This window comes from Roseateles sp. GW821-FHT09B06 (assembly GCF_059418245.1).
The window spans coordinates 17,812-39,108 of the sequence record NZ_JBWKPM010000013.1 but is presented as its reverse complement, the minus strand read 5'-3'; the positions used below and the strand labels follow the sequence as shown (position 1 = coordinate 39,108).

The following is a 21,297-nucleotide window of genomic DNA, read 5'->3' as shown; positions in this document are numbered from 1 at the left end:
CGCGCAAGCCACCGCCACGGCGGTGGCTTTTTTCATGGGGCCCGGCGCTGCCTCAGGCGCTCGATCAGCTCGAACAGTCCCATGCCGGCCAGCATGGCCGCGACGAAGATCAGTGCCTTGGCCTCGCCCAGGCCCAGCGCCACCAGGGCCGGGCCCGGGCAGAAACCGGCCAGCCCCCAGCCGATGCCGAAGGCCAGGCTGCCCAGCACCAGGCGGCGGTCGATGCCGCGGGCCGTCGGCATGCGCATCGCCTCGCCCAGCCAGGACCGGTCTCGCGCAGCGCTGAGGCGAAAGGCCGGCAGCCCCACGGCGATGGCTGCGACCATCACCAGGGCCAACGAGGGATCCCAGGCCCCGGCCAGATCCAGGAAGCCCAGCACCTTGGCCGGATCGGCCATGCCGGACACGAGCAGGCCCAGGCCGAACAGCAGGCCGGCCAGCCAGGCGCCCAAGGTCGTCGTCACAGCAGATGCCTCCCCACATACACGGTCGCGAAGCCCGCCGCCATGAAGCTCAGCGTGGCCACCAGGGAGCGCGGCGACCGCCGCGCCAGGCCGCAGACCCCATGGCCGCTGGTGCAGCCGGCGCCATAGCGGGTACCGGCCCCCACCAGCAGGCCGGCCGCGATCAGCACGCCGCTGCCGGCCTCGATGCGCGGCAGCGGCGGCGCGGCCGGCAGGCCATAGAGCAAGGGCGCGCCGATCAGCCCCGCCAGGAAGGCCAGGCGCCAGCCGATGTCGCGCCGCTCCGCCCGCAGCAAGCCGCCCAGGATGCCGCTGATGCCGGCGATGCGACCGTTCAGCAGCGCGAACAGCGCCGCCGCCAGGCCGATCAGCGCACCGCCGGTCAGCGCCGCCCAGGGCGTGAACTGGGCCCAGGCCAGCGTGATCGTCATCGTGCATCTCCTTCGGGACAGTAGAGGCGGTACAACGTCGCCAGGATCTCCAGCAGGGCCGGATCGGCCACGCGGTAGTGGATGTTCTTGCCTGCGCGGCGGGTTTCGACCACGCCCTCGTTGCGCAGCACCGCCAGCTGCTGCGACAGGGTCGGCTGACGTATGCCCAGGCCCGCCTCCAGATCGCTGACGCAGGCCTCCCCTTGGGAAAGCTGGCACAGCAGCAGCAGCCGGTCCTCGTTGGCCAGCAGCTTCAGCGCGGCCACGGCACGGGCGGCCGCGCCGCGCAGCCGTTCCATGTCTATGCTCAGGGCTTCGCTCGTCAGCGCCGCAGGTTTTCTTGATTTCATCGACAACAATATATATAAAAATAAAATGTCATTCAATAGATTGAAAAGACCAGCATGAGCAGCCAGCCACAGATCGACGCCTTCTTCGACCCGCAGACCGGCACCGTGTCCTATGTGCTGGCCGATCCGGCAACCCGGCGCGCCGCGCTGATCGACCCGGTGCTGGACTACAACTTCAGGTCCGCCCGCACCTGCACCGACTCGGCCGACAAGATGCTGGCCCATGTGCGCGCCCAGGGCCTGACGGTGGAGTGGATCCTGGAAACCCATGCCCACGCCGACCATCTCTCCGCCGCCCGCTATCTGCAGGGCCGGGTCGGTGGCCGCATCGCCATCGGCGAGAACATCCGGCAGGTCCAGGCCACCTTCAAGAAGCTCTACAACCTGGAGCGCAGTTTCCTGCCCGATGGCAAGCAGTTCGATCATCTGTTCAGCGATGGCGAGCGCTTCCGGGTCGGTGAGATCGAGCTCACCGCCCTGCTGGTGCCGGGCCACACGCCGGCCGATATGGCCTATCTGGCCGGCGATGCGGTCTTCGTCGGCGACACCCTGTTCATGCCCGATGTGGGCAGCGCCCGCGCCGATTTTCCGGGCGGCGATGCCCACCAGCTCTACCGCTCGATGCGCCGCCTGCTGGACCTGCCGCCGGCCACCCGCATCTTCGTCTGCCACGACTACCCGCCCGCCGGCCGCGACCCGCAATGGCAGAGCACGGTGGCGGCACAGCGCAAACACAATATCCACGTGCGCGACGGCATCGGCGAGGACGAGTTCGTCGCGATGCGCCAGGCCCGCGACGCCACGCTGGAGGTGCCCACCCTGATCCTGCCGTCCATCCAGGTCAATGTGCGCGCCGGCCAGCTGCCGCCGGCCGACGACAACGGCGTGTCCTATCTGCGCATCCCCTTGAACGCCCTGCCGGGCAAGACCAGCTAGCGCGCGGATTCGGCCTGCAGGGGCCGCACGTCCAGGCCCAGTCGCAGCATCGTGGTGTCGCCACCCGCCTCCTCGGCCTGCCAGGCCGAGGTCGCCGCGGTCTTGTAGAGCCGGAATTCGAAGCCCGGGGGCGCGGCCCCGGCGCCGGCCAGCCCGTAGGCTTCGCGAGCCGGACTGTCCAGCAGCGAACTCATCGCGGCGACGATGGCGTTGTCGGCCAGGATGTCCGGCACGACGGGCGGGCGCTGGGGATCCGGGTCCCCATGCTCCCGTGGGAGCCGACGACCGACGCGCCTGCGCGCCGCCGGCAGGCTCTGCCCGCTGGCCAGGTCGTGCCGGTCGCCCGGCGCCAGAAAGCTCAGCAGCGCGCCCTGCACATTGAACTGCGCCACCTCGGGGTCATGTCTTGCCTGCCCCAGGTCCACCAGCAGCGCCCCTCTGCCGCCAATCACTTCCAGCGTGCCCCCCTTGATCACCACGGCGCTGTTCTCCTCGATGCCCAGGCCCAGGCGGTAGCCCTTGGCCCGCATCAACGGCAGCAGGCGGCCGATGCGGCCGCGGCGCAGGAAATGCTGGTCGATCAGCAGCGCCGGCCCCACGAAACCCAGGCCGCGGTCGATCTCCCGCCCCTCGCGCAAGCGGCCGCGCAAGGCCTGCAAGGCATCCGGCGCATCGCGGAACATGGTCGTGCTCATCACGGCGGCGCCGGCGCTGGTGCCGGCGATCACGCCGCCGCGCCGGTACAGCGCCCAGATCGCCTGCAGCAGTTCGGTGGGCTGCCCGTCGGGCTGCAAGGTGTCGACGATCAGGGCCTGCGCGCCACCGGTGAAGAACACGCCATCGGCCCGCCGCACCAGGGCCAGGTTCTCGGCACTGTGCAGCTCCTGCTGCAGGTCCACGCCGGGCAAGGCCGGCGCCACCGGCACCAGCGTGGCATCGGCGCCCTGCGCCCGCAGGGCCTCGATCACCCGTTCGGCCGCGCGCGCCGGATTGCCCGCCGCGGTGGCGAACACGGCGAAGCGCGCGCCCGGACCGCCCGCCTCGTCGACGATGCGGCGCCATACCGCCTGGTGATCGAAGCGCAGGGCGCCACCGATCGCGATCGCGGTCTGCGCGGAAGCCTCCAAGGGCCGCAGCCAGAGCATGCCCCACAACAGGACGGCGACGATGTAGGCGAGATGCATGGCTGGCATGCTGGCACTATAGGCCCGCCATGTCGGCTACAAGCTGTGTCGGCCGCCCGGCGGCCCTAGACGAGCTTCTCGCGCAGCCAGTCCGGCAGCGCGGTCGACTTCTGCGCCGGGAAGTCCATCCACACGGTGGTGGCCCCACCCGCCGCGTAGACCACGCCCGGCCGGTCGCTGCGCTCCAGGATGATCCAGGTGTCGAAGCTGGAGCGGCCGGGGTTGCTGACATAGTGTTTCGCAATGACCTCGCCGGGGTACTCCAGCTGCTTGTAGAAGTTGCAGAAGGCATTGACGATCACCGGGCCCTGCCCGTCCGGGTTGGGCGCGCCGCCCAGGCTGTCCAGCCATTCGACCCGCGCGATCTCCAGGTAGCGGAAGTAGATGGCGTTGTTGACATGGCCCATCGCATCCATATCGCCCCAGCGTATCGGGATGCGGGTCTCATGCACCAGCTTCTTCGCGTCGGGAATCTCGAATCTCATGACGCGGGAATCCCCAGTTCGGCCTGGATGCGCGCCACCTGGGCCTTCAGCTGCTCGAGCTCGGCGCGCAGCGCGGCGAGCTCCTCGTCGCGCGCCGGAACGGGGGCCGCCACGGACGCGACCGGCTGGGCCACCTCGCCGCCGAGCAGGTGAGCCCAGCGCGGCTCGCGGGCCCCGGCGGCGCGCGCCAGCTTCTGGGCATAGGGCTGCGGTTCGCGCGCCGCCAACTCCTCCAGAAACCCCTCCACCGAGGAGATGTCCGCGAAGCGGTGCAGCCGCTCGGTGTTCAGGCGCAGCTCGGCCGTGGTCTGCGGGCCGCGCAGCATCAACTGCGTCAGACAAGCCAGCGCCGCGCCGGGAACGCCCAGCACACGCGCCGCGTTGTGCTCGAAGCGCACGACACGGCTGCCGCTGACCTCGTTCACCAGATGCATGGCCTTCAGTTCGTCCAGCGCCTGCAGCACTTCGGATTCGCTCGCGTTCATCACCGGATCGCGCGCGGTCTTCTGGTTGCAACCCAGGGTCAGGCTGTTCAGCGACATCGGATAGCTGTCCGGCACCGTGTGCTGCTTCTCCACCAGCACGGCCAGCACGCGCGCTTCCAGCGCGCTCAGTTCACGCAAGGCCATCAGACACCGAACCCGTCATCGGCCTGGATCACGGCCCCGTTGATGAAATGGCTCTCGTTGGCGCACAGCATCAGCAGCGAGGTGTCGAGATCGCGCGGATGGCCCACGCGCTTGCGCGGCAGCAGGTCGACGAGCTTCTTGCCCTGCTCGGTGCTCCAGTGGTGGTGGTTGATCTCGGTATCGATATAGCCGGGGCAGATCGCGCTGACATTGATGCCGTACTTGCCCCATTCCAGCGCCATCGCCTTGGTCATGTGGATCACCGCGGCCTTGCTCATCGAGTAGACGCCGATCTGGCTCAGCACGCGCAGGCCGGCCATCGAGGCGATGTTGACGATGCGTCCGCCGATGAAGGTGCCCGGTGCCGCGCCGCGCGCGCGCGCCAGCATGCGCTTGCCGACCTCCTGCGCGACGAAGAAGGCCCCGCGCACATTGGTGTCCATCACATAGTCGTAGTCGTCGCCGCTGACCTCGGTCAGCTTCTGCGTGGTGCTGACGCCGGAGTTGTTGATCAGGATGTCCAGGGTGCCGACCTCGGTCTCGGCATGCGCCACCCCGGACTTGATGCTGTCCAGGTCGGTAACGTCCAGAGCCACCACATGGGCGTCACCGCCACTGGCCTCGATCTCGGCGCGCAGCGACTTCAGCCGCTCGACGCGGCGCCCCGCCAACACCACGCAGGCTCCGGCCTTGCTCAGCGTGCGGGCGAACTGTGCCCCCAGGCCGCTGGAGGCGCCGGTCACCAGGGCCACGCGACCCGACAAATCGATGCTGTAGCTCATGTCTCGTCCTTCTCGTCCTGTCGTACTGCCTGAGAGAAACGATAGCACGCGGCGGACGGCCTTCGATGTCCAGGGCGCGCGCCGACCGGGCGCGCCACCCTGCCCCTCGAACGAGGGCCGGGCCATGTACAGGCAGGCGGTGACTGGCTCACAATCACGGCACCGGCGCGCTCGCGACCAGGGCCCTTGGCGCCCCGGCCGCCACCGGTTTCGCAAGAGAGGCCCGACATGCTTGACGCCACATCGAATCGCTCCCCCCCCGACACCTTCGATTTCGAGTTGGTCGACCTGAACGACGCGCGCGGCTCGCTCGACACGCTGCCGCCGGGCATCGAGCAGATGGCTCATGTTCGGGCCGGCGGCTGGGAGGGCCGCCGCCGCAAGCCGCTGCCCACCGACCGCGCCCTGACCGGCGCGGCGATCGACTGGCTGCTGGCCCTGCCGCCGGAACTGCGGCCGACCGAGCTGAGCGACCGCTACCCGCGCCTCGTCAACCGGATCGCCGAGGACTGGCCCGACCTGCTTGAAAGCATGGCCTTGCTGAACGACCTGCTGTGCGACCGGCGCGGCCAGCGCATGGGCTTCGCCGCCCCGATCCAGGACGAACTGCTGCGGCTGCGCCAGCATCTGCAGGCCCGGTCGCGCTGAGCGCGGCCACCGCCCCTGCGAGAGCCCGCCGCATGATGAACAAGCCGCCCAAGCCGCGCCTGCTCGAGATCCGCGCCTACAAGCTCAAGCCCGGCAGCCTGGCGGCCTTTCATGCCACGGTGCAGGAGCGCGCCGTGCCGATGCTGCGCGACTGGGGCACCGAGGTCGTCTCGTTCGGTCCGTCGGAGCATGAGGCCGATTGCTATTACCTGCTGCGCGCCTATGACGACCTGGCCGATCTGCAGCGCCGCCAGGCCGAGTTCTACGGCTCCGAGGCCTGGCGCTCGGGACCGCGCGAGGCGGTGGTCGGCCTGATCGAGAGCTATCTGAACACCGTGCTGTGGCTGTCGCCCGTATCGATCGAGGACCTGCGGCGGTCCAATACCTCCAGCACCCGGCCTTAGAGCGGCGCCTCCAGGTCAAAATAGCACGATCGTTCTTTTTTCCATGGCACACCAGTAGAATGCGGCGCGACAAGGCGCGGCCGTCCGCGCTCGCCCCAGGATAAATAAGCAAGCAAGGACAGACATGACTTCCGAAGAACTGGTGGCCCAGTACGGCCCGCGCGAGAACATGGAGTACGACGTGGTGGTGGTGGGCGGCGGCCCCGCCGGCCTGTCCACCGCGATCCGGCTCAAGCAGCTGGCGGCCGAGAAGGGCCAGGAGATCTCGGTTGTCGTGCTGGAGAAGGGTTCGGAGCCGGGTGCCCACATCCTCTCGGGGGCCGTGATGGACCCCAGGGCCATCACCGAGCTGTTCCCGAACTGGCAGGAACTGGGCGCCCCGCTGCGGCAGGCGGTGTCAGGCGACGAGGTGCTGTTCCTCAGCGAGACCGGCGCCACCCAGACGCCGCAATGGCTGATCCCGGAATGCCTGCACAACCACGGCAACTACGTGATCGCGCTGGGCTCGGTCACCAAATGGCTGGCCGAACAGGCCGAAGCGCTGGGCGTCGAGATCTTCCCGGGCTTCACCGCGGCCGAGATCGTCTACGGCGAGGATGGCGCGGTGCGCGGCGTGGCAACCGGCAATATGGGCGTCGGCAAGGACGGCGAACCCACCGGCGAGTTCCAGCTGGGCATGGAACTGCTGGGCAAGTACACCATCTTCGCCGAAGGTTCGCGCGGCCACCTTGGCAAGCAGCTGATCGCCAAGTACCAGCTCGACGCCGGCAAGGACCCGCAGAGCTATGCGATCGGCATCAAGGAGCTGTGGGAAGTGCCGGCCGAGCAGGCCAAGCCCGGATTGGTTGTGCACACCGCCGGCTGGCCGATGGATGGTGAGACCTATGGCGGCGGATTCCTCTACCACCTGGAGGGCAACAAGGTCACGCTGGGCTTCGTCACCGGCCTGGACTACAAGAACCCCTGGCTCTCGCCCTTCGAAGAGATGCAGCGCTGGAAGACCCACCCCAGCATCCGCAAGCACATCGAGGGCGGCAAGCGCATCTCCTACGGCGCACGCGCGATCACCGCGGGCGGCCTGCTCTCGCTGCCCAAGACCGTGTTCCCCGGCGGAGCGCTGGTCGGCTGCGATGCAGGCTACCTGAACGCGGCCCGCATCAAGGGCAGCCATGCCGCGATCAAGACCGGCATGCTCGCCGCCGAGGCCGCCTCCGAGGCCCTGGCCGCCGGCCGCCAGCACGACGAGCTGACCGCCTACCCCGCGGCCTTTGAGCAGAGCTGGTTGAAGGCCGAGCTGGACCAATCGCGCAATTTCAAGCAGTGGTTCAAGAAGGGCAACACCGTCGGCGCGCTGATGACCGGCATCGAGTTCTGGCTGCTGCCCAAGCTGGGTATCAAGAGCCCGCCCTGGACCATCCACCGCCAGCTGCCGGACCATGTCTATCTGAAGCCGGCAGCCGACTGCGCCAAGATCGACTATCCGAAGCCCGACGGCAAGCTGACGTTCGACCGCCTGTCCTCGGTGTTCGTCTCGAACACCAACCATGCAGAGAACCAGCCGGCCCACCTGACGCTGAAGGATGCCTCGGTGCCGGTGGCGATCAATCTGGCCAAGTTCGCCGGCCCCGAGAGCCGCTACTGCCCGGCCGGGGTCTACGAGTTCGTCAAGACCGATGCCGGCGAGGACCGCCTGCAGATCAACGCGCAGAACTGCGTGCACTGCAAGACCTGCGACATCAAGGACCCGACGCAGAACATCGTCTGGGTCACGCCCGAAGGTGGGGGCGGCCCGAACTACGCCGGCATGTAAGCCGAGCCCTCGGACCCAGCCCGCCGCCCGGCGGGCTTTTTCTTGTCCGGTCGGGCCGGGTGCGCGCCCGGTGCACGCGATCCCGGAAGGGCGGCCGCTGGCGCGCTTCGCACCGATCCACTGACCCGGCACCGAGCGGCGCCCGAGGGGGCCGTGCGCCGCAGCGCTCCAGCCCGCCCTGCCGCGGGCTGTTTCACTTCCATCCAGCCCTTGATGCTTCGTCTGCTCCTCTGGATCGACATGGTCGGCGACCCCGAGCAGCAGCGCGCGGCGCTGCAGGCCGTGTCGCCGGTCTACCTGGCCGCGCGCATCAAGGCCAGGGTGATGCTCTACGCCGGGATCGCCGACGCGCGCACGCCGCTGGAGCAGTCCGAGGGCATGCGCCGCGCGCTGCAGCGCGCCGGCAACGAGCCGCTGTGGATGGCCAAATACGGCGAGGGCCATGGCCTTGGCCTGACCCGCAACCACGACGAGATGCTGACGCTGCTGGAGCGCTTCCTGCGGGAGCAGCTGGCGGCGGACCGGTCCGGCCGCGACTAGCGCGGCCGGGGCTCAGGCGATCACATAGTCATAGCGGAGCATGCCGCGGTGCCCGGCCAGCTTGTCGTAGAGCGCGCGGGCCCGCGCATTGTCGACATGGGTGAGCCAGTAGTAGCGCGTGGCGCCGTGCGCACGGGCGCGCTCGGCCGCCGCCTCGATCAAGGCACGCGCCACGCCACGGCCGCGCGCTGCCTCGTCGACAAACAAATCCTGCAGATAGCAGGCCTCGCCGGTCCAGACGCTGGTGTGGAAGAAGTAATGGGCAATGCCCAGCAAGCGGCCGTCGCGCAGCGCCGCCAGCCCCGCGACCTCGCGGCCGGCCAGCAGGCGCGCCCAGGTCGTGTCGTAGACCTCGGCGGGATGCTCGGTCCTGTAGAAGGCCTTGTAGCCGCGCGCCAGCGGTTCCCAGCCGGCCCGGTCCTCGGGGCGCAGCGGCCGCAGCTCCAGCCCGCTCACTGCCCGAGCCTCTGCATCCACAGCGCCAATTCGCGCTGCTTGGCCGAGCCCTGGGCGAACTCGGCGGCAATGCGCGCACGTTCAGCGGGCGCGCGGTTCTGGCTGATCTTGGCCTTGGCCTCCCAGCCCGTCACATGGATGCGGAAGCCGACGATCGCTCCCAGCAGCTTGTGCTGGAAGTCCTCCGGCAGCGCGCGCCACTGGGCGGCGTAGTCCGGCTCGTGGCGCGCGATCAGGCGCTTCAGCAGCCCATCCTTGGCCGCGGCGGCGTCGATCAGCTCCAGTTCGCCATAGACATGGACGGCCAGATAGTTCCAGGTGGGTACATTGCGCTCATGCTCGTAATGGCGCGGCGATACATAGGCATCGGGGCCGCTGAACACGGCCAGCACCTCGCGCTGCGCGGCCAGCCAGGTCCAATGCGGATTGGCGCGCGCCATATGGCCTTCCAGCCACCAGCCGTCGCCGCCCGCCTCGGCCGCGCCCCAGGACAGCGGCAGATGGGAGACGAAGCTGCGCCCCTGCTCATCGGGGCCGATCAGCAGGGCCAGCGGCTGCTCGTCGATCAGTTGGCGGGCCAGATCCAGTTCAGGCAGGACGAAATGCGCGGGCTTGTACATGACGGGTCGAGGCCTTGCGGTGGGCGGTGATGCAGCGCACTCTATGCGCCCGCCTGGTACGATGAAAGCTCCAATTGTCGGTAATTTGATGGAACCAATCCTCGGCCTGGATCCGGCCGGCATGCAACTGCGGCCGGGCCAGGGCCTGACCCAGCAGATCCACGCCCAGCTGAAGGCGCGCATCCTGCAAGGCCGGCTGCCGGCCGCGCTGCGCCTGCCGACGACGCGCGAGCTGGCCCTGGCCCTGAAGGTCTCGCGCAACACCGTGGTGCGGGCCTACGAACAGTTGCTGGCCGAAGGCTTTCTGGAGGCGCGCACCGGCGACGGCAGCTATGTCGCGGCCTTGCGGGGCGAGACGGCGCCGCGACCGACGCCGGCGACCGCCCCGGTGCTGGCGCTGCCGGCCACCCCGCTGTGGCAGCGCCTGCAGGACTTCGCGCCGGCGCGCGTGGTCGAAGGTCCGCCGCGCGCCTTCCGCCATGGCGTCCCGGCGCTGGATCTGTTCCCGCATGCGGTCTGGGCGCGGCTGCAGGCGCGCTTCTGGCGCCATGCCGCGCGGCAGCCGCTGGGCTACTCGGATCCCGCCGGCCTGCCGCGCCTGCGCGAGATGATCGCCGCCTACCTGCGCCATGGTCGCGACCTGCCCTGCACGGCCGAGCAGGTGATCGTCACCAGCGGTTCGCAGCAGGCCATCGCGATGGCGGCGCTGGCCCTGCTGGGCCCGGGCGAGCGCGCCGCGATCGAGTCGCCCGGCTACCGCGCTGCCGCGGCGGCCCTCGCCCTGGCCGGGGGCCAGGTCTTGCCGGTGCCGGTGGACGAGCAGGGCCTGCGGGTGGCGGCGCTGGAGGCGCTGGGGCCCTGCCGGCTGGTGCATGTGACGCCCTCGCACCAGTTTCCCGGCGGCGCGGTGATGAGTCTGCAGCGCCGCCTGGATCTGCTGGCCTGGGCGCACCGCCACGCGGCCTGGCTGCTGGAGGACGACTATGACGGCGAGTACCGCTTCAGCGGTGTGCCGCTGGCGCCGCTGGCCTCGCTGGATCCGGCCGGCCGCACGCTCTACGTCGGCACCTTCTCCAAGCTGCTGTTCCCGGGCCTGCGTCTGGGCTATCTGGTGGTGCCCCCGGTCCTGGCGCCGGCATTGGCACGGCTGCGCTGGGCGCTGGACCGCCATGCCTCGGTGGCCGAGCAGAGCGTGCTGGCCGATTTCATCGAGCAGGGTCAGTTCTTGCGCCATGTGCGGCGTGCGCGCCGGGCCGCCGAACAGCGCCGCGATGCGCTGCTGACGGCCTGGCAGCGCGCCTTCGGCGCCGCGCTGCCGTTGCCATCGCCGCATGCCGGCCTGCATGCGCTGCTGCCGCTGGAGAGCGCCGCCGAGGAGCAGCGCCTGGCCGATCTCGGCGAGGCGGCCGGCATCGAACTGGGGCGGCTGCGCCAGGTCGGCCAGGTGCTGCCGGCCAGCGGCCGCGCCGGCCTGCTGCTGGGTTTCGCGGCGGTGACACCGGCGCAGATCGACACGGCGGTGCAGACCTTGGTCCGCGTCTGGAAGCGGAGCCCCGCGCGATGAGTTCTTGCCGGCAGCGGCGGTTCAGAACTGGCGACGAATAGCGAAGCACCTGAGCAGCCAGGGACCGGCACAGGGCCGAAGGCCAGGCAAGGCCGCCCCCGCGCTCAATCTCACCGCGCTCCGGAACCGCCCCGGAGGCCTCCAAGAGCATTGCCGCGGCGCTCAGAAGTCTGCCGCGAGCGCATGGATGATCGGGCAGGCGCCCTGGGTCGCGCCCGTGTCGCACTCACGCAGCAGCGCGGTCAATGCCTTGCGCATCGCCTTCAGATCGGCAAGCTTGCCCTCGATGATCTCCAGCTTGTGTGCGGCGAGTTCGCGAGTCTCGGCGCAGGCATGCGCCTCATCGAGCGCTAGCAGGCTAGCGATCTCTTCCAGCGTGAAGCCCAGCACCTGCGCCCGCTTGATGAACCGCACCCGCCTGACCGCATCGACCGCGTAGCGCCGCTGCCCGTTGACCGGCTTGTCCGGCTCGGGCATCAGTCCGCGTCGCTGGTAGTAGCGGATTGTCTCGACGTTCACGCCTGCCGCGGCGGCCAGACGTCCGATGGTCAGCTCGGTCATCACAATTCCTCTTGACTCCGTACCATGGTACGGACTTTAGACTATCTGTCATCGAACCAGTTCACTCCGCAGATGGCATCGTTCAACGTCAAGGGTTCCCTCTTCGCCGGTGCGCTGGCCGCGATCGGTGCTTCGCTCTGCTGTGTCGGCCCGCTCGTGCTGCTGATGCTCGGCATCGGCGGCGCCTGGGTCGCCAGGCTTACCGCGCTGGAGCCGCTTCGCCCCTGGCTCATCGGTGCGACGCTGCTGTTCCTCGGCCTGGCGTTCCGACAGCTGCACTTGCGGCCGCAGGTCTGCGAGCCGGGGGCGGCATGTGCCGAACCGGTCGTACTCGGGCGTCAGCGCAGGATCTTCTGGATCGTCGCGCCGGCGCTCGCCGCGTTGCTGTCGGTGCCGTGGCTGGCGCCGTTCTTCCTCTGAGAGGCCCCATGCGAAGTTTGCTGCTCTCCACTTTGACGATCGCCTTGATGCCGGTGGCCGCGATCGCCGCGACGCCGCAGACCGCCGTGCTCGACGTCCAGAACATGACGTGCAAGCTGTGCACCGTCACCGTCAAGAAGGCGCTCACGCATGTGCCCGGCGTCAGCCAGGCGCAGATCGATTTCGAGAAGAAGACGGCCATGGTCACCTTCGACGCCGACAAGACATCCCCCGCAGCGCTGGCCAAGGCCGCCACCGAAGCAGGCTATCCCTCGATGGTGCGCCAGTGACGGCGACGACCAGGCCCTTGCTGGACTCCGTTTTGACATGCCCTCATTGCGGGCACGCCAGGCGCGAGCGCATGCCAACCGATGCCTGCCAGTATTTCTACGATTGCGAGCGGTGCAAGGCGGTGCTGCGGCCGAAGGCCGGCGACTGCTGCGTGTTCTGCTCCTATGGCTCGGTCAAGTGCCCGCCGGTGCAGATGCTGGGGGGCTGTTCCAGCTGCGGCGCCTGATGCCTGCCCGCGGCGTGGCAGGAAAACCTTCAGTGGCGGGCCACATGGGCAGTGCCGGATTTTGTCCTTCCTTTGTCCTTCCTCATGCAAGCGTCGGTGTCACGGTTTTGAGCAGTACGCCCAAGCCGATCGTCGATCGAATCCGCAGCGAAATGGAAAAGATTGGCCGGCCATCAGGAGCCGCCGCATGGCCACCGCACTTGCCAATGGTCTCGATGCGCGCGACCGGAAAGTAGCCGACGAGCGGCCCGATCCTCCGTCGGTTCGCGGCGCACGGAGGCGGTCATGCCACCTCGCTACGCAGCACCGACGTTCGACCATCCCGCGCGCCGGGTCATTGCTTGCGGCCCCGCGCGGCCCGCTTAGGATCCGCCTCACCCGCCGTCCCGTCGGGATATGCCATCAGAAGGAGTCAGCGATGCTCAAGTCCCGAGTGGCGGTCGTCGGCGCCGCCGCAGCTTTCTGCGCAAGCCTGGCCTGGGCCCAGCCCACCACCATTCCGAACGGACCCAACGAGGAGAACGAGAGCCTGGCCTCGCTGCGCAGCTATGCACAGATGCTGAAGGCGCTAGAAAGCGCGGTCCATACCTCCAATGGCGTCGCTACCCTCCGCTACGCGCCCTACAAGAGCAACACCGGTCGTCAGGTGCCTTATGTGGTGATCGGCAACGGCCCCACCGCCGCGCTCATCATCGCGCAGCAGCACGGCGACGAAATGGAGACCAGCGACTCGGCGGTCAACCTCGTGCGCACCCTGGCGAACAACTCGACGGCCTCGAAGGTGATACGCAACTCGCTCACCGTGGTGGTGGTGCCGCGCGTCAACGTCGACGGCTTCGACGGCGAGAAGCCCGACGGGACGCCGCTCACCGACACCACCGGCAACCAGGTGCCCTGGCGCCAGAACTACGACCCGCGCTTCACCGTGAGTCCGCTACCGGCCTTCTACCAGCGCGGCCGCGGCTACGACATCAATCGGTATCACGCTTTCCGGCCCGAGTGCCCCTTAGACAACCCGAACTACCCGAACCTCACCACCGGCGTCACCAGCTGCGAGACCAAGGACATCGACAGCACCGGACCCTACCTGGTGTCCGAAGGCAACCCCGTGCCCGAGGCGAAGAACATCCGCTGGCTCAACGACCGGTTCAAGCCGGCGCTGGCGCTCGATATGCACCACCAGGGCGACCGCGTGCATGACGGCCGCTTGGTGACCGCCTCCACGCTCTACCCCACGGCCGACGGCACCGCGGTGCGGCTGCAGGCGGTGGACCCGACGGCCCTGGCGCGCTTCAATGCCGGCAAAACCATGGCCAAGCGAGTGGTGGTGATCATTGCGCAGACCCTGGCCAAGTACCCCTACGCCAATCTGAGCCGCTACCCCGGTGGCACGGAGCCCGGCATCTCGCGCAACGCCTATGGTCTGCTGGGCTCGGGTTCGGTGCTGCTGGAACTGCGCGGCGGCATCGGCACCAAGTCGGGCGGCTACATCCAAAAGATTGGCTACCACGCCTCGATGGCCATCGTAGAAGAGCTGGCCAAGGACCCCACTCTGGCCGGCTTCAGCCCCGACCTGGCCGACGTGCTGGTAGTGCCGGCCAATGGCCAGCCGCCGAGCACCGGCCCGGGCGAAACGGAAGAAGACGACCCCGATCACCTGGGCAACTGAGCTAGCGCAGGGATCGCATCAGCTTCATGCGGGGCCCGGCAAGCCTCAAGGAGGTTCGGCCGGCGCCCCGCATCGAAGACTCGCCGAGTTGTCGCCAGCTGTTGCAACACGCCCGCCCTTCTTGAGTTCCTGAATGGCCACCGGCCGAGCCTCTACGGCGGCCCGTGGTCCGAAGGAACGCTGCCCAGCAGTTCGCCCACCGGTTCCAGCGAGGCGATGCGGTCGCAAAAGGCCTTGGCGATCATCAGCAGCGGCACCGCCAGCAACACCCCGGCAATGCCCCACAGCCAGCCCCAGAACAGCACGCCGACGAACACCGCCACCGGATTCAGGCGGCTGGCACGGCTGGTCAGCCAGGGCGTGAGCAGATAGCCGGTCACGAACCGGATGCCCAGCGACGAGACCAGCACAAGCAGGGCCGCCTCCGGCGTGCCCAACTGCACCAGGGCCACCAGGGCCGCCGTGCCGGACAACAGCAGGCCGCCCACATAGGGCACGAGGTTGAGCAGCGCCGCGGCCAGCCCCCAGATACCGGCCTGCTCGAGGCCGATCCACAGGAACACCAGCCAGCTGCACAGGCCGACCAGGGCACTCAGCAGCATTTGAACCAGCAGGTAGCGCTGGATCTGCTCGTTCACCTCGTCCAGCGCCTCGACGGTCAGGCGCTTGCGGCGCAGCGTGGGGCCGGCAATGCTCACGAACTTGCGACGAAAGCTCCGGCCGGACGCCAGCAGAAAATAGGTCAGCAGGCCCACCGACAGGCATTGGCCGACGAAGCCCAGCAGACCGACCGTGCCGGACCACAGGTATTCCTGGATGCTGAACTGCGGCCGCACGATCTGCACCCGCATCACGCCCTTGGAAACCTGCGCCGCGCCGCCCGGCGCGTTCTCCGCCGCGGCCTGCTCCAGCTGGATTGCGGCCTTCTGCACCTTGTCCAGTGCGGCCGATCCCGACAGCTGGCGGGTCTTCAGGGACTGACGCAGCTTCTGGGCCGCGATCGGCAGGGAATCCATGAACTCCGCGGCATCGTCGGCGAGCGCATAAGTGCCAGTGCCCAGGCTCGCCACCAGCAGCCCCACCACCAGCCCGGCCCCGATCCAGCGCGGTATGCGGATGCGCTCCAGCCAGAGCATCGGCGGCGTCAGCGCGTAGCTGGCGACGATGCTCAGCAGCACGGGCACGAAGATCGCGCCGGCCCAGTCCAGCAGATGCAGCGACAGGATCAGCGCGATGCAGCTCAGGCTCAGGCCGCGCGCATCCACCAAGGCGGGCTGGACCGCCCCGGTCGGCCGGCCCGCCGCGCCCCCTGTCGCTCCGGCCGACGGGTCCGAAACCCGGTCGGCCCTCGGCGCATCGTCCACCTCGTCCCGACCGCCGGCCGGAGCGGCCGCACGCAGGTCCGCGCTGCTCCCAGGCATCATGCCCTCCTTGCCGCCGACACCATGCCGGCCGCCGATGCCACTGTGCGATGCCCGCGGCGCACGGCGTGTAGGTGGGCCGCTCGTCGCCGCGTAGGCGCCCGTCGTGCATGCAATGCTCGGCCCGGCCAGCGCCAGCAACGCGCCGATCCGGCCGGTGGAGACCCATGGAGGAAGCCGTGGGGAAGGTTGCACAGGGCGAGCGCGTCGAGAAGGGCAGCGGCGGCGGCCTCAACCAGCACAGCGGAGGATGCGGAAGCCATCACCGGGGCTCGAGCGAACAAGGTGGCGGTAGGCCGTTTCGCCCGACTCTTGTTGCAATGCAGCAAACACCCCTCATCAGCCAGGTTAAAATATCTTGCAAATCAAAGATTTAGCAAAGCTGATGGAATATCCGGGCAATCTGTTCGTCGTGGCCGCCCCCAGTGGGGCCGGCAAGTCCAGCCTGGTCAAGGCCCTGCTGGAGCTGGATGCCAAGCTGGCCGTGTCCATCTCCCACACCTCGCGTGCGCCGCGCGGCCAGGAACAGCATGGCCGCGAGTACTGGTTCATCACGCCCGAGGAATTCCGCGCCAAGGTCGAGCATGGCGATTTCTTCGAATGGGCCGAGGTGCACGGCAATCTCTACGGCACCTCGCGCGCCGGCATCGAAAAACGTCTGGCGGATGGCGAAGACGTGGTGCTGGAGATCGACTTCCAGGGCGCATTGCAGATCAAGCAGTTGTTTCCGCACGCGGTGCTGATCTTCATCCTGCCCCCCTCCTGGGAGGAACTGATGCAGCGCCTGAACCGCCGCGGCGACACCGCGCCCGAGGTGATCGAGCAGCGCATGGCCAATGCGCGCATCGAGGTGGCACAGGCCCAGCATTTCGATTTTGTGGTCGTCAATGCGGTGTTTGACACTGCTGTCTTCGACCTGAAAGCCATCGTCCACGCACAGCGGTTAAAATACGCCGCTCAGCGCCGCAACCGCTCCGCCGTGTTCCGCGCGCTCGACCTCCCCTGAACCACCCGACCTGGAAACCGCCATGGCCCGCATCACCGTCGAAGACTGCCTGACCAAGATCCCCAACCGCTTCCAGCTGGTTCTGGCCGCCACCTACCGCGCCCGCATGCTGAGCCAGGGCCACACGCCCAAGATCGAAAGCAAGAACAAGCCCGGCGTGACCGCGCTGCGCGAGATCGCCGCCGGCGAAGTGGGCGTGGAAATGCTGCGCAAGGTGCCGGTCTAAGACCGCCCTGCCCCTTCCGGGGCATGCACATCGCGGGCACCTTCGGGTGCCCGTTGTCGTTTTCGGGCGCCCGCTCAAGACCCGTTGCCGATCGCACCGACGGCGATCGGTTAAATTCACAGCATGGGTCTGAGATCTTTCGCCGCCACTCATCTGCCTGCCGCCCTGTCCGGACTGTCCGGCGGGCTGCCGGGCCTGCGTGCGCCCAGCGAACCGAGCCTGGCCGAGGCGGCCTCCTTCGATGCCCTGGTGCACCGCCTGGCTTACCTGCCCAAGGCCGACATCAAACGCATCCGCGAGGCTTACAAGTTCGCCGACGAGGCCCATCTGGGCCAGATGCGAGCCAGCGGCGAGCCCTATATCACCCATCCGATCGCAGTGGCCGGCATCTGCGCCGAATGGCGGCTCGATGCCCAGGCCATCATGGCGGCGCTGATGCACGACTCGATGGAGGACTGCGGCGTCACCAAATCCGAGCTGATCGAGCGTTTCGAGGCCCCCACCGCCGAGCTGGTGGATGGTCTGACCAAACTGGACAAGCTGCAGTTCTCCACCAAGGAAGAGTCGCAGGCCGAGAGCTTCCGCAAGATGCTGCTGGCGATGGCGCGCGACGTGCGCGTGATCCTGATCAAGCTGGCCGACCGTCTGCACAATATGCGCACGATGCAGGCCATGGCGCCCGAGAAGCGCCGCCGCATCGCCCGCGAGACCCTGGATATCTACGCGCCGATCGCCCACCGCCTGGGCCTGAATCAGATCTACCGCGAGCTGCAGGAGCTGTCCTTCAGCTTCATCAATCCCTGGCGCCACGCCGCCCTGGCCAAGGCCATCGCCAAGGCGCGCGGCAACCGCCGCGACCTGGTCTCGCGCATCGAGCGCGACGTGATCAAGGCCTTCGCCGAGGCCGGCATCAAGGTCGAGATCCAGGGTCGCGAGAAGACCCTGTTCTCGATCTACAAGAAGATGAAGGACAAGCACCTGAGCTTCGCCCAGGTGAGCGACATCTTCGGTTTCCGCATCATCGTCGACGAGCTGCCGACCTGCTACCTGTCCCTGGGCGTGCTGCACCAGCTCTACAAGCCGCAGCCGGGCCGCTTCAAGGACTACATCGCGATCCCCAAGCCCAACGGCTATCAGTCGCTGCACACCACCCTGGTCAGCCCGCTGGGTACGCCGGTGGAGTTCCAGATGCGCACCGAGACCATGCACCTGGTGGCCGAGAAGGGCGTGGCCGCGCACTGGATGTACAAGAGCCGCAATGATGCGCAGGCCACCCAGCAGCTGGGCGCGCATTGGCTGCAGTCGCTGATAGACATCCAGGACGAGACCCGCGACGCCAACGAGTTCCTGGAGCATGTCAAGATCGATCTGTTCCCGGACGCGGTCTATGTCTTCACGCCCAAGTCCAAGATCATGGCCCTGCCCAAGGGCGCGACGCCGGTGGACTTCGCCTACGCGATCCACTCCGACGTCGGCGACCATTGCGTGGCCGCCCAGATCAACGGCGAGCCCGTGCCGCTGCGCACCGAACTGCGCAGCGGCGACGTGATCGAGATCGTCACCGCGACCGGCGCGCGACCCAATCCGGCCTGGCTGAGCTTCGTGCGCACCGGCCGGGCACGCTCCAAGATCCGCCATTTCCTGAAGAACCTGGAGCAGGAGGAATCGCGCGAGCTCGGTCAGAAGATGCTGGCCCAGGCGCTGCGCGCGGAAGGCCTGGCCCTGCCCAGTCTGGATGACGAGGACGCCGAGGCTGCCCAGCTCTGGCAGCAGTTGGCGCGCTGGGCCGGCAACCGCCATGTGGACGAACTGCTGGTCGAGGTGGGCCTGGGCCGAAAGATTGCCTCCATCGTGGCCAAGAAGCTGGCCCGCATGCTGGCCGAACAGGGCCAGCGGCCCGACGCGGTGATGCTGTCGATGGGCCGCTTCGTCAGCGACGATGCGCCGTCCCAGGGTCAGGTCATGCTGGACGGCAGCGAAGGTGCCTCGGTGCGCCTGGCCCCCTGCTGCCGCCCCATCCCGGGCGACGAGATCAAGGGCTATCTGGGCCGCGGCGAGGGCCTGATGGTGCACACCGCCGAATGTTCGGTGGGCCGGCGCCTGTTCCAGCGCGACGCCGAGCATTGGATCGCCGTCAGCTGGGCCGAGGAGCTGAGCCGCCCCTTCGAGGCCGGCGTGGCCATGCTGCTGAACAACGGCAAGGGCGTGCTCGCACAGGTGGCCCAGGCGGTCAGCAGCGCCGAGGCCGACATCACCCATATCTCGATGAGCGAGGAATCGCAGCAGCAGGAGACGGCCGAAATGAACCTGCTGCTGTCGGTGCGCGACCGCTTGCACCTGGCCGACGTGCTGCGCACCCTGAAGCGCAGCCCCTCGGTGCTGCGTGTCTGGCGGGTCAAGCCCTGATCAAACCCGGTCAAGCCTTGGCCGGCACCGGATAGGACACCTCGAGAATCTCCAGCTTCTCGATACCACCCGGCGTCATCAGCTGCACCTCGTCGCCCTCGCGCGCCTTCAGCAGCGCCCGTGCGATCGGCGAGATCCAGCTCACCTCGCCCGCCAGGCTGTCGCTTTCATCGATGCCCTTGATCGTGATGGTGCGCTCCTCGCCCTTGCTGTTGGCATAGCTGACGGTGGCACCGAAGAAGATCTGGTCGCTGCCATGGTGGGCGCTGGGATCGGCCACCTCGGCAATATCCAGGCGCTTGGTCAGGAAGCGCAGGCGCCGGTCGATCTCGCGCAGGCGCTTCTTGCCATAGAGGTAGTCGCCGTTCTCCGAGCGGTCGCCATTCTTCGCGGCCCAGGAGACGATCTCGACAATCTTGGGGCGCTCCACATCGAGCAGCTCCATGAACTCGGCGCGCAACCGCGCATAGCCGGCCGGCGTCATGTAGTTGCGCATGCCCTGGGGCAGAGGCGGCAGGCCGATATCGTCGCCGTCCTCGTCGTCCTGCGTGCTTTCCTTGGTGAATGCCTTGCTCATGGCGTGTATTGTGTCGCCATCAAAAGGCCCCTGAGGAGGCGCAGAGATGGCATCGAGCGGTCCCTTGAACGGTTTGCGCGTGATCGAGTTCGCCGGCATCGGCCCCGGCCCCTTCGCCGGCATGCTGCTGGCCGACATGGGCGCCGAGGTGATCGTGATCGAGCGCCCGGCGCAACTGCGCACGCTCGGCGGCGGCGATGCGATGAACCGGGGCAAGCGCTCGATCTGCCTGGATCTGAAACAGCCCGAGGCCCTGGCCGCCGCCAAGGCGCTGATCATGGGCGCCGACGCGCTGATCGAGGGCTACCGCCCCGGCGTGATGGAGCGCCTGGGCCTGGGGCCCGAGGCCTTCGAGGCGGGCAACCCACGCCTGGTCTACGGCCGCGTCACCGGCTGGGGCCAGACCGGTCCGCTGGCCCAGTCGGCCGGCCACGATCTCAACTATGTCGCGCTGACCGGTGCGCTCTCGGTCGCCACACGCGCCGGCGTGCCACCCAGCCTGCCGGCCACGCTGCTGGGCGACATGGCCGGTGGTGCGATGTTCCTGGTCTTCGGCCTGGTCTGCGCGCTGCTGGAGGCCAGGGGCTCGGGGCGCGGCCAGGTGGTGGATGCGGCGATGGTGGACGGCGTGTCCTGCCTCACCGCGCTGATCCATTCGCTGCGCGGTGGCGGGCTGTGGAGCGACGCGCCGGCGCAGAACTTCTTCCTGCACGAGTCGCCCTTCTACGATTGCTTCGAATGCGCCGACGGTCGCTATCTGAGCCTGGGCGCGATCGAGCCCCCCTTCTACCGCGAGCTGCTGCAGCGCCTGGGGCTGGACGATGTCGATCCGGGACGTCAGTACATGGTGCAGGACTGGCCCGCGCTGCGCGAGCGCGTGGCAGCGCGCCTCCGCGAGCGGCCGCGCGATGCCTGGGCCACGCTGCTGGAGGGCAGCGATGCCTGCGCCGCGCCGGTGCTGAGCCTGGACGAGGCCGCCGAGCACCCGCACCAGCGCGCGCGCGGCAATTTCGTCGAGGTGGAGGGCCGCCTGCAGCCCGCGGCCGCGCCGCGTTTCTCGCGCACGCCGGCGCGTTCGCCACGGGCCGCGCCCGAACCGGGCGCGCAGACGCGCGAGGTGCTGGATGAGCTGGGGCTGGATGCCGCCATGGTCGAACGCCTGGCGAGCGCCTGAAACTGCGAAGGCAAACA

26 protein-coding genes are annotated in these 21,297 nt (G+C 68.6%); 14 read left to right on the top strand and 12 right to left on the bottom strand.

Annotated elements, in window-relative coordinates; translation table 11 throughout:
• Positions 1–32 precede the first annotated feature (32 nt).
• The 3 genes from AC07OQ_RS13245 to AC07OQ_RS13235 are packed head-to-tail and all read right to left on the bottom strand — an operon-like array spanning position 33 to position 1,245.
• Positions 33–464: a DUF6691 family protein gene (locus tag AC07OQ_RS13245; RefSeq protein WP_495053591.1), complete on the bottom strand. Its 432-nt coding sequence runs from the start codon at positions 462–464 to the stop codon at positions 33–35.
• Positions 461–895, bottom strand: coding sequence for a YeeE/YedE family protein (locus AC07OQ_RS13240; RefSeq protein ID WP_495053590.1), 435 nt, complete (start codon positions 893–895; stop codon positions 461–463). Before AC07OQ_RS13240 ends, AC07OQ_RS13245 begins: the two co-directional genes overlap by 4 nt.
• A complete protein-coding gene (locus tag AC07OQ_RS13235) occupies positions 892–1,245 on the bottom strand; it encodes an ArsR/SmtB family transcription factor (RefSeq protein ID WP_495053589.1) in 354 nt (117 codons plus the stop codon). Before AC07OQ_RS13235 ends, AC07OQ_RS13240 begins: the two co-directional genes overlap by 4 nt.
• Positions 1,246–1,299: 54 nt before the next feature.
• On the opposite strand from AC07OQ_RS13235, the gene AC07OQ_RS13230 reads away from it, so the two are divergent.
• Positions 1,300–2,181, top strand: a complete 882-nt coding sequence (locus AC07OQ_RS13230; RefSeq protein WP_495053588.1) for an MBL fold metallo-hydrolase — start codon at positions 1,300–1,302, stop codon at positions 2,179–2,181.
• Here the strand turns inward: AC07OQ_RS13230 and AC07OQ_RS13225 are convergent.
• The 4 genes from AC07OQ_RS13225 to AC07OQ_RS13210 all read right to left on the bottom strand — a co-directional run bounded on the left by AC07OQ_RS13225 (position 2,178) and on the right by AC07OQ_RS13210 (position 5,261).
• Positions 2,178–3,365 (bottom strand): cyanophycinase, encoded by a 1,188-nt coding sequence (locus AC07OQ_RS13225; RefSeq protein WP_495053587.1) that lies wholly within the window; start codon positions 3,363–3,365, stop codon positions 2,178–2,180. The genes AC07OQ_RS13230 and AC07OQ_RS13225 overlap by 4 nt on opposite strands.
• Before the next feature lie 65 nt (positions 3,366–3,430).
• A complete protein-coding gene (locus tag AC07OQ_RS13220) occupies positions 3,431–3,850 on the bottom strand; it encodes an acyl-CoA thioesterase (protein ID WP_495053586.1) in 420 nt (139 codons plus the stop codon).
• Positions 3,847–4,479, bottom strand: a complete 633-nt coding sequence (locus AC07OQ_RS13215) for a YceH family protein (protein ID WP_495053585.1) — start codon at positions 4,477–4,479, stop codon at positions 3,847–3,849. Before AC07OQ_RS13215 ends, AC07OQ_RS13220 begins: the two co-directional genes overlap by 4 nt.
• Positions 4,479–5,261, bottom strand: coding sequence for an SDR family oxidoreductase (locus AC07OQ_RS13210; protein WP_495053584.1), 783 nt, complete (start codon positions 5,259–5,261; stop codon positions 4,479–4,481). Before AC07OQ_RS13210 ends, AC07OQ_RS13215 begins: the two co-directional genes overlap by 1 nt.
• A gap of 228 nt (positions 5,262–5,489) precedes the next feature.
• On the opposite strand from AC07OQ_RS13210, the gene AC07OQ_RS13205 reads away from it, so the two are divergent.
• From AC07OQ_RS13205 to AC07OQ_RS13190, 4 genes are all read left to right on the top strand, one after another.
• Entirely contained in the window at positions 5,490–5,909 is a 420-nt protein-coding gene (locus AC07OQ_RS13205; RefSeq protein WP_495053583.1) for a hypothetical protein, read from the top strand.
• 32 nt (positions 5,910–5,941) lie between these two features.
• Positions 5,942–6,313: an NIPSNAP family protein gene (locus AC07OQ_RS13200; RefSeq protein ID WP_495053582.1), complete on the top strand. Its 372-nt coding sequence runs from the start codon at positions 5,942–5,944 to the stop codon at positions 6,311–6,313.
• A gap of 124 nt (positions 6,314–6,437) precedes the next feature.
• A complete protein-coding gene (locus tag AC07OQ_RS13195; protein WP_495053581.1) occupies positions 6,438–8,123 on the top strand; it encodes an electron transfer flavoprotein-ubiquinone oxidoreductase in 1,686 nt (561 codons plus the stop codon).
• 213 nt (positions 8,124–8,336) lie between these two features.
• A complete protein-coding gene (locus AC07OQ_RS13190; protein WP_495053580.1) occupies positions 8,337–8,663 on the top strand; it encodes an alpha/beta hydrolase family protein in 327 nt (108 codons plus the stop codon).
• Between the two features lie 12 nt (positions 8,664–8,675).
• On the opposite strand, the gene AC07OQ_RS13185 is transcribed toward AC07OQ_RS13190, so the two are convergent.
• Together AC07OQ_RS13185 and AC07OQ_RS13180 are read right to left on the bottom strand one after the other, a co-directional pair.
• Positions 8,676–9,119 carry a GNAT family N-acetyltransferase gene (locus AC07OQ_RS13185; RefSeq protein ID WP_495053579.1) on the bottom strand — a complete coding sequence of 148 codons (444 nt, stop codon included), beginning with the start codon at positions 9,117–9,119 and terminating at the stop codon, positions 8,676–8,678.
• Positions 9,116–9,739, bottom strand: coding sequence for an FMN-binding negative transcriptional regulator (locus AC07OQ_RS13180; RefSeq protein ID WP_495053578.1), 624 nt, complete (start codon positions 9,737–9,739; stop codon positions 9,116–9,118). Before AC07OQ_RS13180 ends, AC07OQ_RS13185 begins: the two co-directional genes overlap by 4 nt.
• Before the next feature lie 88 nt (positions 9,740–9,827).
• Here AC07OQ_RS13180 and pdxR point away from each other — a divergent pair, with 88 nt between their 5' ends.
• The gene (pdxR, locus tag AC07OQ_RS13175) at positions 9,828–11,303 is read left to right on the top strand and encodes a MocR-like pyridoxine biosynthesis transcription factor PdxR (RefSeq protein WP_495053577.1); all 1,476 of its coding nucleotides are present in this window, start codon (positions 9,828–9,830) and stop codon (positions 11,301–11,303) included.
• A 162-nt stretch (positions 11,304–11,465) separates the two neighbouring features.
• Here the strand turns inward: pdxR and merR are convergent, their stop codons facing one another.
• Positions 11,466–11,864 (bottom strand): mercury resistance transcriptional regulator MerR, encoded by a 399-nt coding sequence (gene merR, locus AC07OQ_RS13170; protein WP_495053576.1) that lies wholly within the window; start codon positions 11,862–11,864, stop codon positions 11,466–11,468.
• Between the two features lie 72 nt (positions 11,865–11,936).
• On the opposite strand from merR, the gene AC07OQ_RS13165 reads away from it, so the two are divergent.
• The 4 genes from AC07OQ_RS13165 (at position 11,937) to AC07OQ_RS13150 (ending at position 14,470) form a co-directional block, all read left to right on the top strand.
• Positions 11,937–12,284: a mercuric transporter MerT family protein gene (locus AC07OQ_RS13165; RefSeq protein WP_495053575.1), complete on the top strand. Its 348-nt coding sequence runs from the start codon at positions 11,937–11,939 to the stop codon at positions 12,282–12,284.
• Between the two features lie 8 nt (positions 12,285–12,292).
• A complete protein-coding gene (locus AC07OQ_RS13160; protein WP_495053574.1) occupies positions 12,293–12,574 on the top strand; it encodes a cation transporter in 282 nt (93 codons plus the stop codon).
• Positions 12,571–12,801, top strand: a complete 231-nt coding sequence (locus AC07OQ_RS13155; protein WP_495053573.1) for a GDCCVxC domain-containing (seleno)protein — start codon at positions 12,571–12,573, stop codon at positions 12,799–12,801. Before AC07OQ_RS13160 ends, AC07OQ_RS13155 begins: the two co-directional genes overlap by 4 nt.
• A gap of 418 nt (positions 12,802–13,219) precedes the next feature.
• Entirely contained in the window at positions 13,220–14,470 is a 1,251-nt protein-coding gene (locus tag AC07OQ_RS13150; RefSeq protein WP_495053572.1) for a M14 family zinc carboxypeptidase, read from the top strand.
• A 152-nt stretch (positions 14,471–14,622) separates the two neighbouring features.
• On the opposite strand, the gene AC07OQ_RS13145 is transcribed toward AC07OQ_RS13150, so the two are convergent.
• A complete protein-coding gene (locus AC07OQ_RS13145) occupies positions 14,623–15,894 on the bottom strand; it encodes an AI-2E family transporter (RefSeq protein ID WP_495053571.1) in 1,272 nt (423 codons plus the stop codon).
• Positions 15,895–16,276: 382 nt separating this feature from the next.
• On the opposite strand from AC07OQ_RS13145, the gene gmk reads away from it, so the two are divergent.
• From gmk to AC07OQ_RS13130, 3 genes are all read left to right on the top strand, one after another.
• Positions 16,277–16,897 carry a guanylate kinase gene (gene gmk / locus AC07OQ_RS13140; protein ID WP_495053667.1) on the top strand — a complete coding sequence of 207 codons (621 nt, stop codon included), beginning with the start codon at positions 16,277–16,279 and terminating at the stop codon, positions 16,895–16,897.
• Between the two features lie 22 nt (positions 16,898–16,919).
• On the top strand, positions 16,920–17,123 hold the full coding sequence (rpoZ, locus tag AC07OQ_RS13135) for a DNA-directed RNA polymerase subunit omega (protein WP_077036989.1): 204 nt from the start codon (positions 16,920–16,922) through the stop codon (positions 17,121–17,123).
• 123 nt (positions 17,124–17,246) lie between these two features.
• Positions 17,247–19,529: a RelA/SpoT family protein gene (locus tag AC07OQ_RS13130; protein ID WP_495053570.1), complete on the top strand. Its 2,283-nt coding sequence runs from the start codon at positions 17,247–17,249 to the stop codon at positions 19,527–19,529.
• Between the two features lie 10 nt (positions 19,530–19,539).
• Here AC07OQ_RS13130 and greB read toward each other — a convergent pair whose 3' ends face one another.
• Positions 19,540–20,106 carry a transcription elongation factor GreB gene (gene greB, locus AC07OQ_RS13125; protein WP_495053569.1) on the bottom strand — a complete coding sequence of 189 codons (567 nt, stop codon included), beginning with the start codon at positions 20,104–20,106 and terminating at the stop codon, positions 19,540–19,542.
• 46 nt (positions 20,107–20,152) lie between these two features.
• On the opposite strand from greB, the gene AC07OQ_RS13120 reads away from it, so the two are divergent.
• Positions 20,153–21,280 (top strand): CaiB/BaiF CoA transferase family protein, encoded by a 1,128-nt coding sequence (locus AC07OQ_RS13120; RefSeq protein WP_495053568.1) that lies wholly within the window; start codon positions 20,153–20,155, stop codon positions 21,278–21,280.
• The last annotated feature ends 17 nt before the right edge of the window (positions 21,281–21,297 follow it).

What these genes read in the sequence shown, in the direction of transcription:
- AC07OQ_RS13120 (WP_495053568.1), top strand. Translation starts at nt 20,153, where the DNA reads ATGGCATCGAGCGGTCCCTTGAACGGTTTGCGCGTGATCGAGTTCGCC.
- AC07OQ_RS13165 (WP_495053575.1), top strand. Translation starts at nt 11,937, where the DNA reads ATGGCATCGTTCAACGTCAAGGGTTCCCTCTTCGCCGGTGCGCTGGCC.
- AC07OQ_RS13230 (WP_495053588.1), top strand. Translation starts at nt 1,300, where the DNA reads ATGAGCAGCCAGCCACAGATCGACGCCTTCTTCGACCCGCAGACCGGC.
- AC07OQ_RS13190 (WP_495053580.1), top strand. Translation starts at nt 8,337, where the DNA reads ATGCTTCGTCTGCTCCTCTGGATCGACATGGTCGGCGACCCCGAGCAG.
- AC07OQ_RS13235 (WP_495053589.1), bottom strand. Translation starts at nt 1,245, where the DNA reads ATGAAATCAAGAAAACCTGCGGCGCTGACGAGCGAAGCCCTGAGCATA.
- AC07OQ_RS13215 (WP_495053585.1), bottom strand. Translation starts at nt 4,479, where the DNA reads ATGGCCTTGCGTGAACTGAGCGCGCTGGAAGCGCGCGTGCTGGCCGTG.
- merR (WP_495053576.1), bottom strand. Translation starts at nt 11,864, where the DNA reads ATGACCGAGCTGACCATCGGACGTCTGGCCGCCGCGGCAGGCGTGAAC.
- AC07OQ_RS13130 (WP_495053570.1), top strand. Translation starts at nt 17,247, where the DNA reads ATGGGTCTGAGATCTTTCGCCGCCACTCATCTGCCTGCCGCCCTGTCC.
- AC07OQ_RS13205 (WP_495053583.1), top strand. Translation starts at nt 5,490, where the DNA reads ATGCTTGACGCCACATCGAATCGCTCCCCCCCCGACACCTTCGATTTC.
- rpoZ (WP_077036989.1), top strand. Translation starts at nt 16,920, where the DNA reads ATGGCCCGCATCACCGTCGAAGACTGCCTGACCAAGATCCCCAACCGC.
- gmk (WP_495053667.1), top strand. Translation starts at nt 16,277, where the DNA reads ATGGAATATCCGGGCAATCTGTTCGTCGTGGCCGCCCCCAGTGGGGCC.
- AC07OQ_RS13180 (WP_495053578.1), bottom strand. Translation starts at nt 9,739, where the DNA reads ATGTACAAGCCCGCGCATTTCGTCCTGCCTGAACTGGATCTGGCCCGC.
- AC07OQ_RS13225 (WP_495053587.1), bottom strand. Translation starts at nt 3,365, where the DNA reads ATGCATCTCGCCTACATCGTCGCCGTCCTGTTGTGGGGCATGCTCTGG.
- AC07OQ_RS13145 (WP_495053571.1), bottom strand. Translation starts at nt 15,894, where the DNA reads ATGATGCCTGGGAGCAGCGCGGACCTGCGTGCGGCCGCTCCGGCCGGC.
- AC07OQ_RS13240 (WP_495053590.1), bottom strand. Translation starts at nt 895, where the DNA reads ATGACGATCACGCTGGCCTGGGCCCAGTTCACGCCCTGGGCGGCGCTG.
- AC07OQ_RS13150 (WP_495053572.1), top strand. Translation starts at nt 13,220, where the DNA reads ATGCTCAAGTCCCGAGTGGCGGTCGTCGGCGCCGCCGCAGCTTTCTGC.
- AC07OQ_RS13200 (WP_495053582.1), top strand. Translation starts at nt 5,942, where the DNA reads ATGATGAACAAGCCGCCCAAGCCGCGCCTGCTCGAGATCCGCGCCTAC.
- AC07OQ_RS13160 (WP_495053574.1), top strand. Translation starts at nt 12,293, where the DNA reads ATGCGAAGTTTGCTGCTCTCCACTTTGACGATCGCCTTGATGCCGGTG.
- greB (WP_495053569.1), bottom strand. Translation starts at nt 20,106, where the DNA reads ATGAGCAAGGCATTCACCAAGGAAAGCACGCAGGACGACGAGGACGGC.
- pdxR (WP_495053577.1), top strand. Translation starts at nt 9,828, where the DNA reads ATGGAACCAATCCTCGGCCTGGATCCGGCCGGCATGCAACTGCGGCCG.
- AC07OQ_RS13220 (WP_495053586.1), bottom strand. Translation starts at nt 3,850, where the DNA reads ATGAGATTCGAGATTCCCGACGCGAAGAAGCTGGTGCATGAGACCCGC.
- AC07OQ_RS13210 (WP_495053584.1), bottom strand. Translation starts at nt 5,261, where the DNA reads ATGAGCTACAGCATCGATTTGTCGGGTCGCGTGGCCCTGGTGACCGGC.
- AC07OQ_RS13195 (WP_495053581.1), top strand. Translation starts at nt 6,438, where the DNA reads ATGACTTCCGAAGAACTGGTGGCCCAGTACGGCCCGCGCGAGAACATG.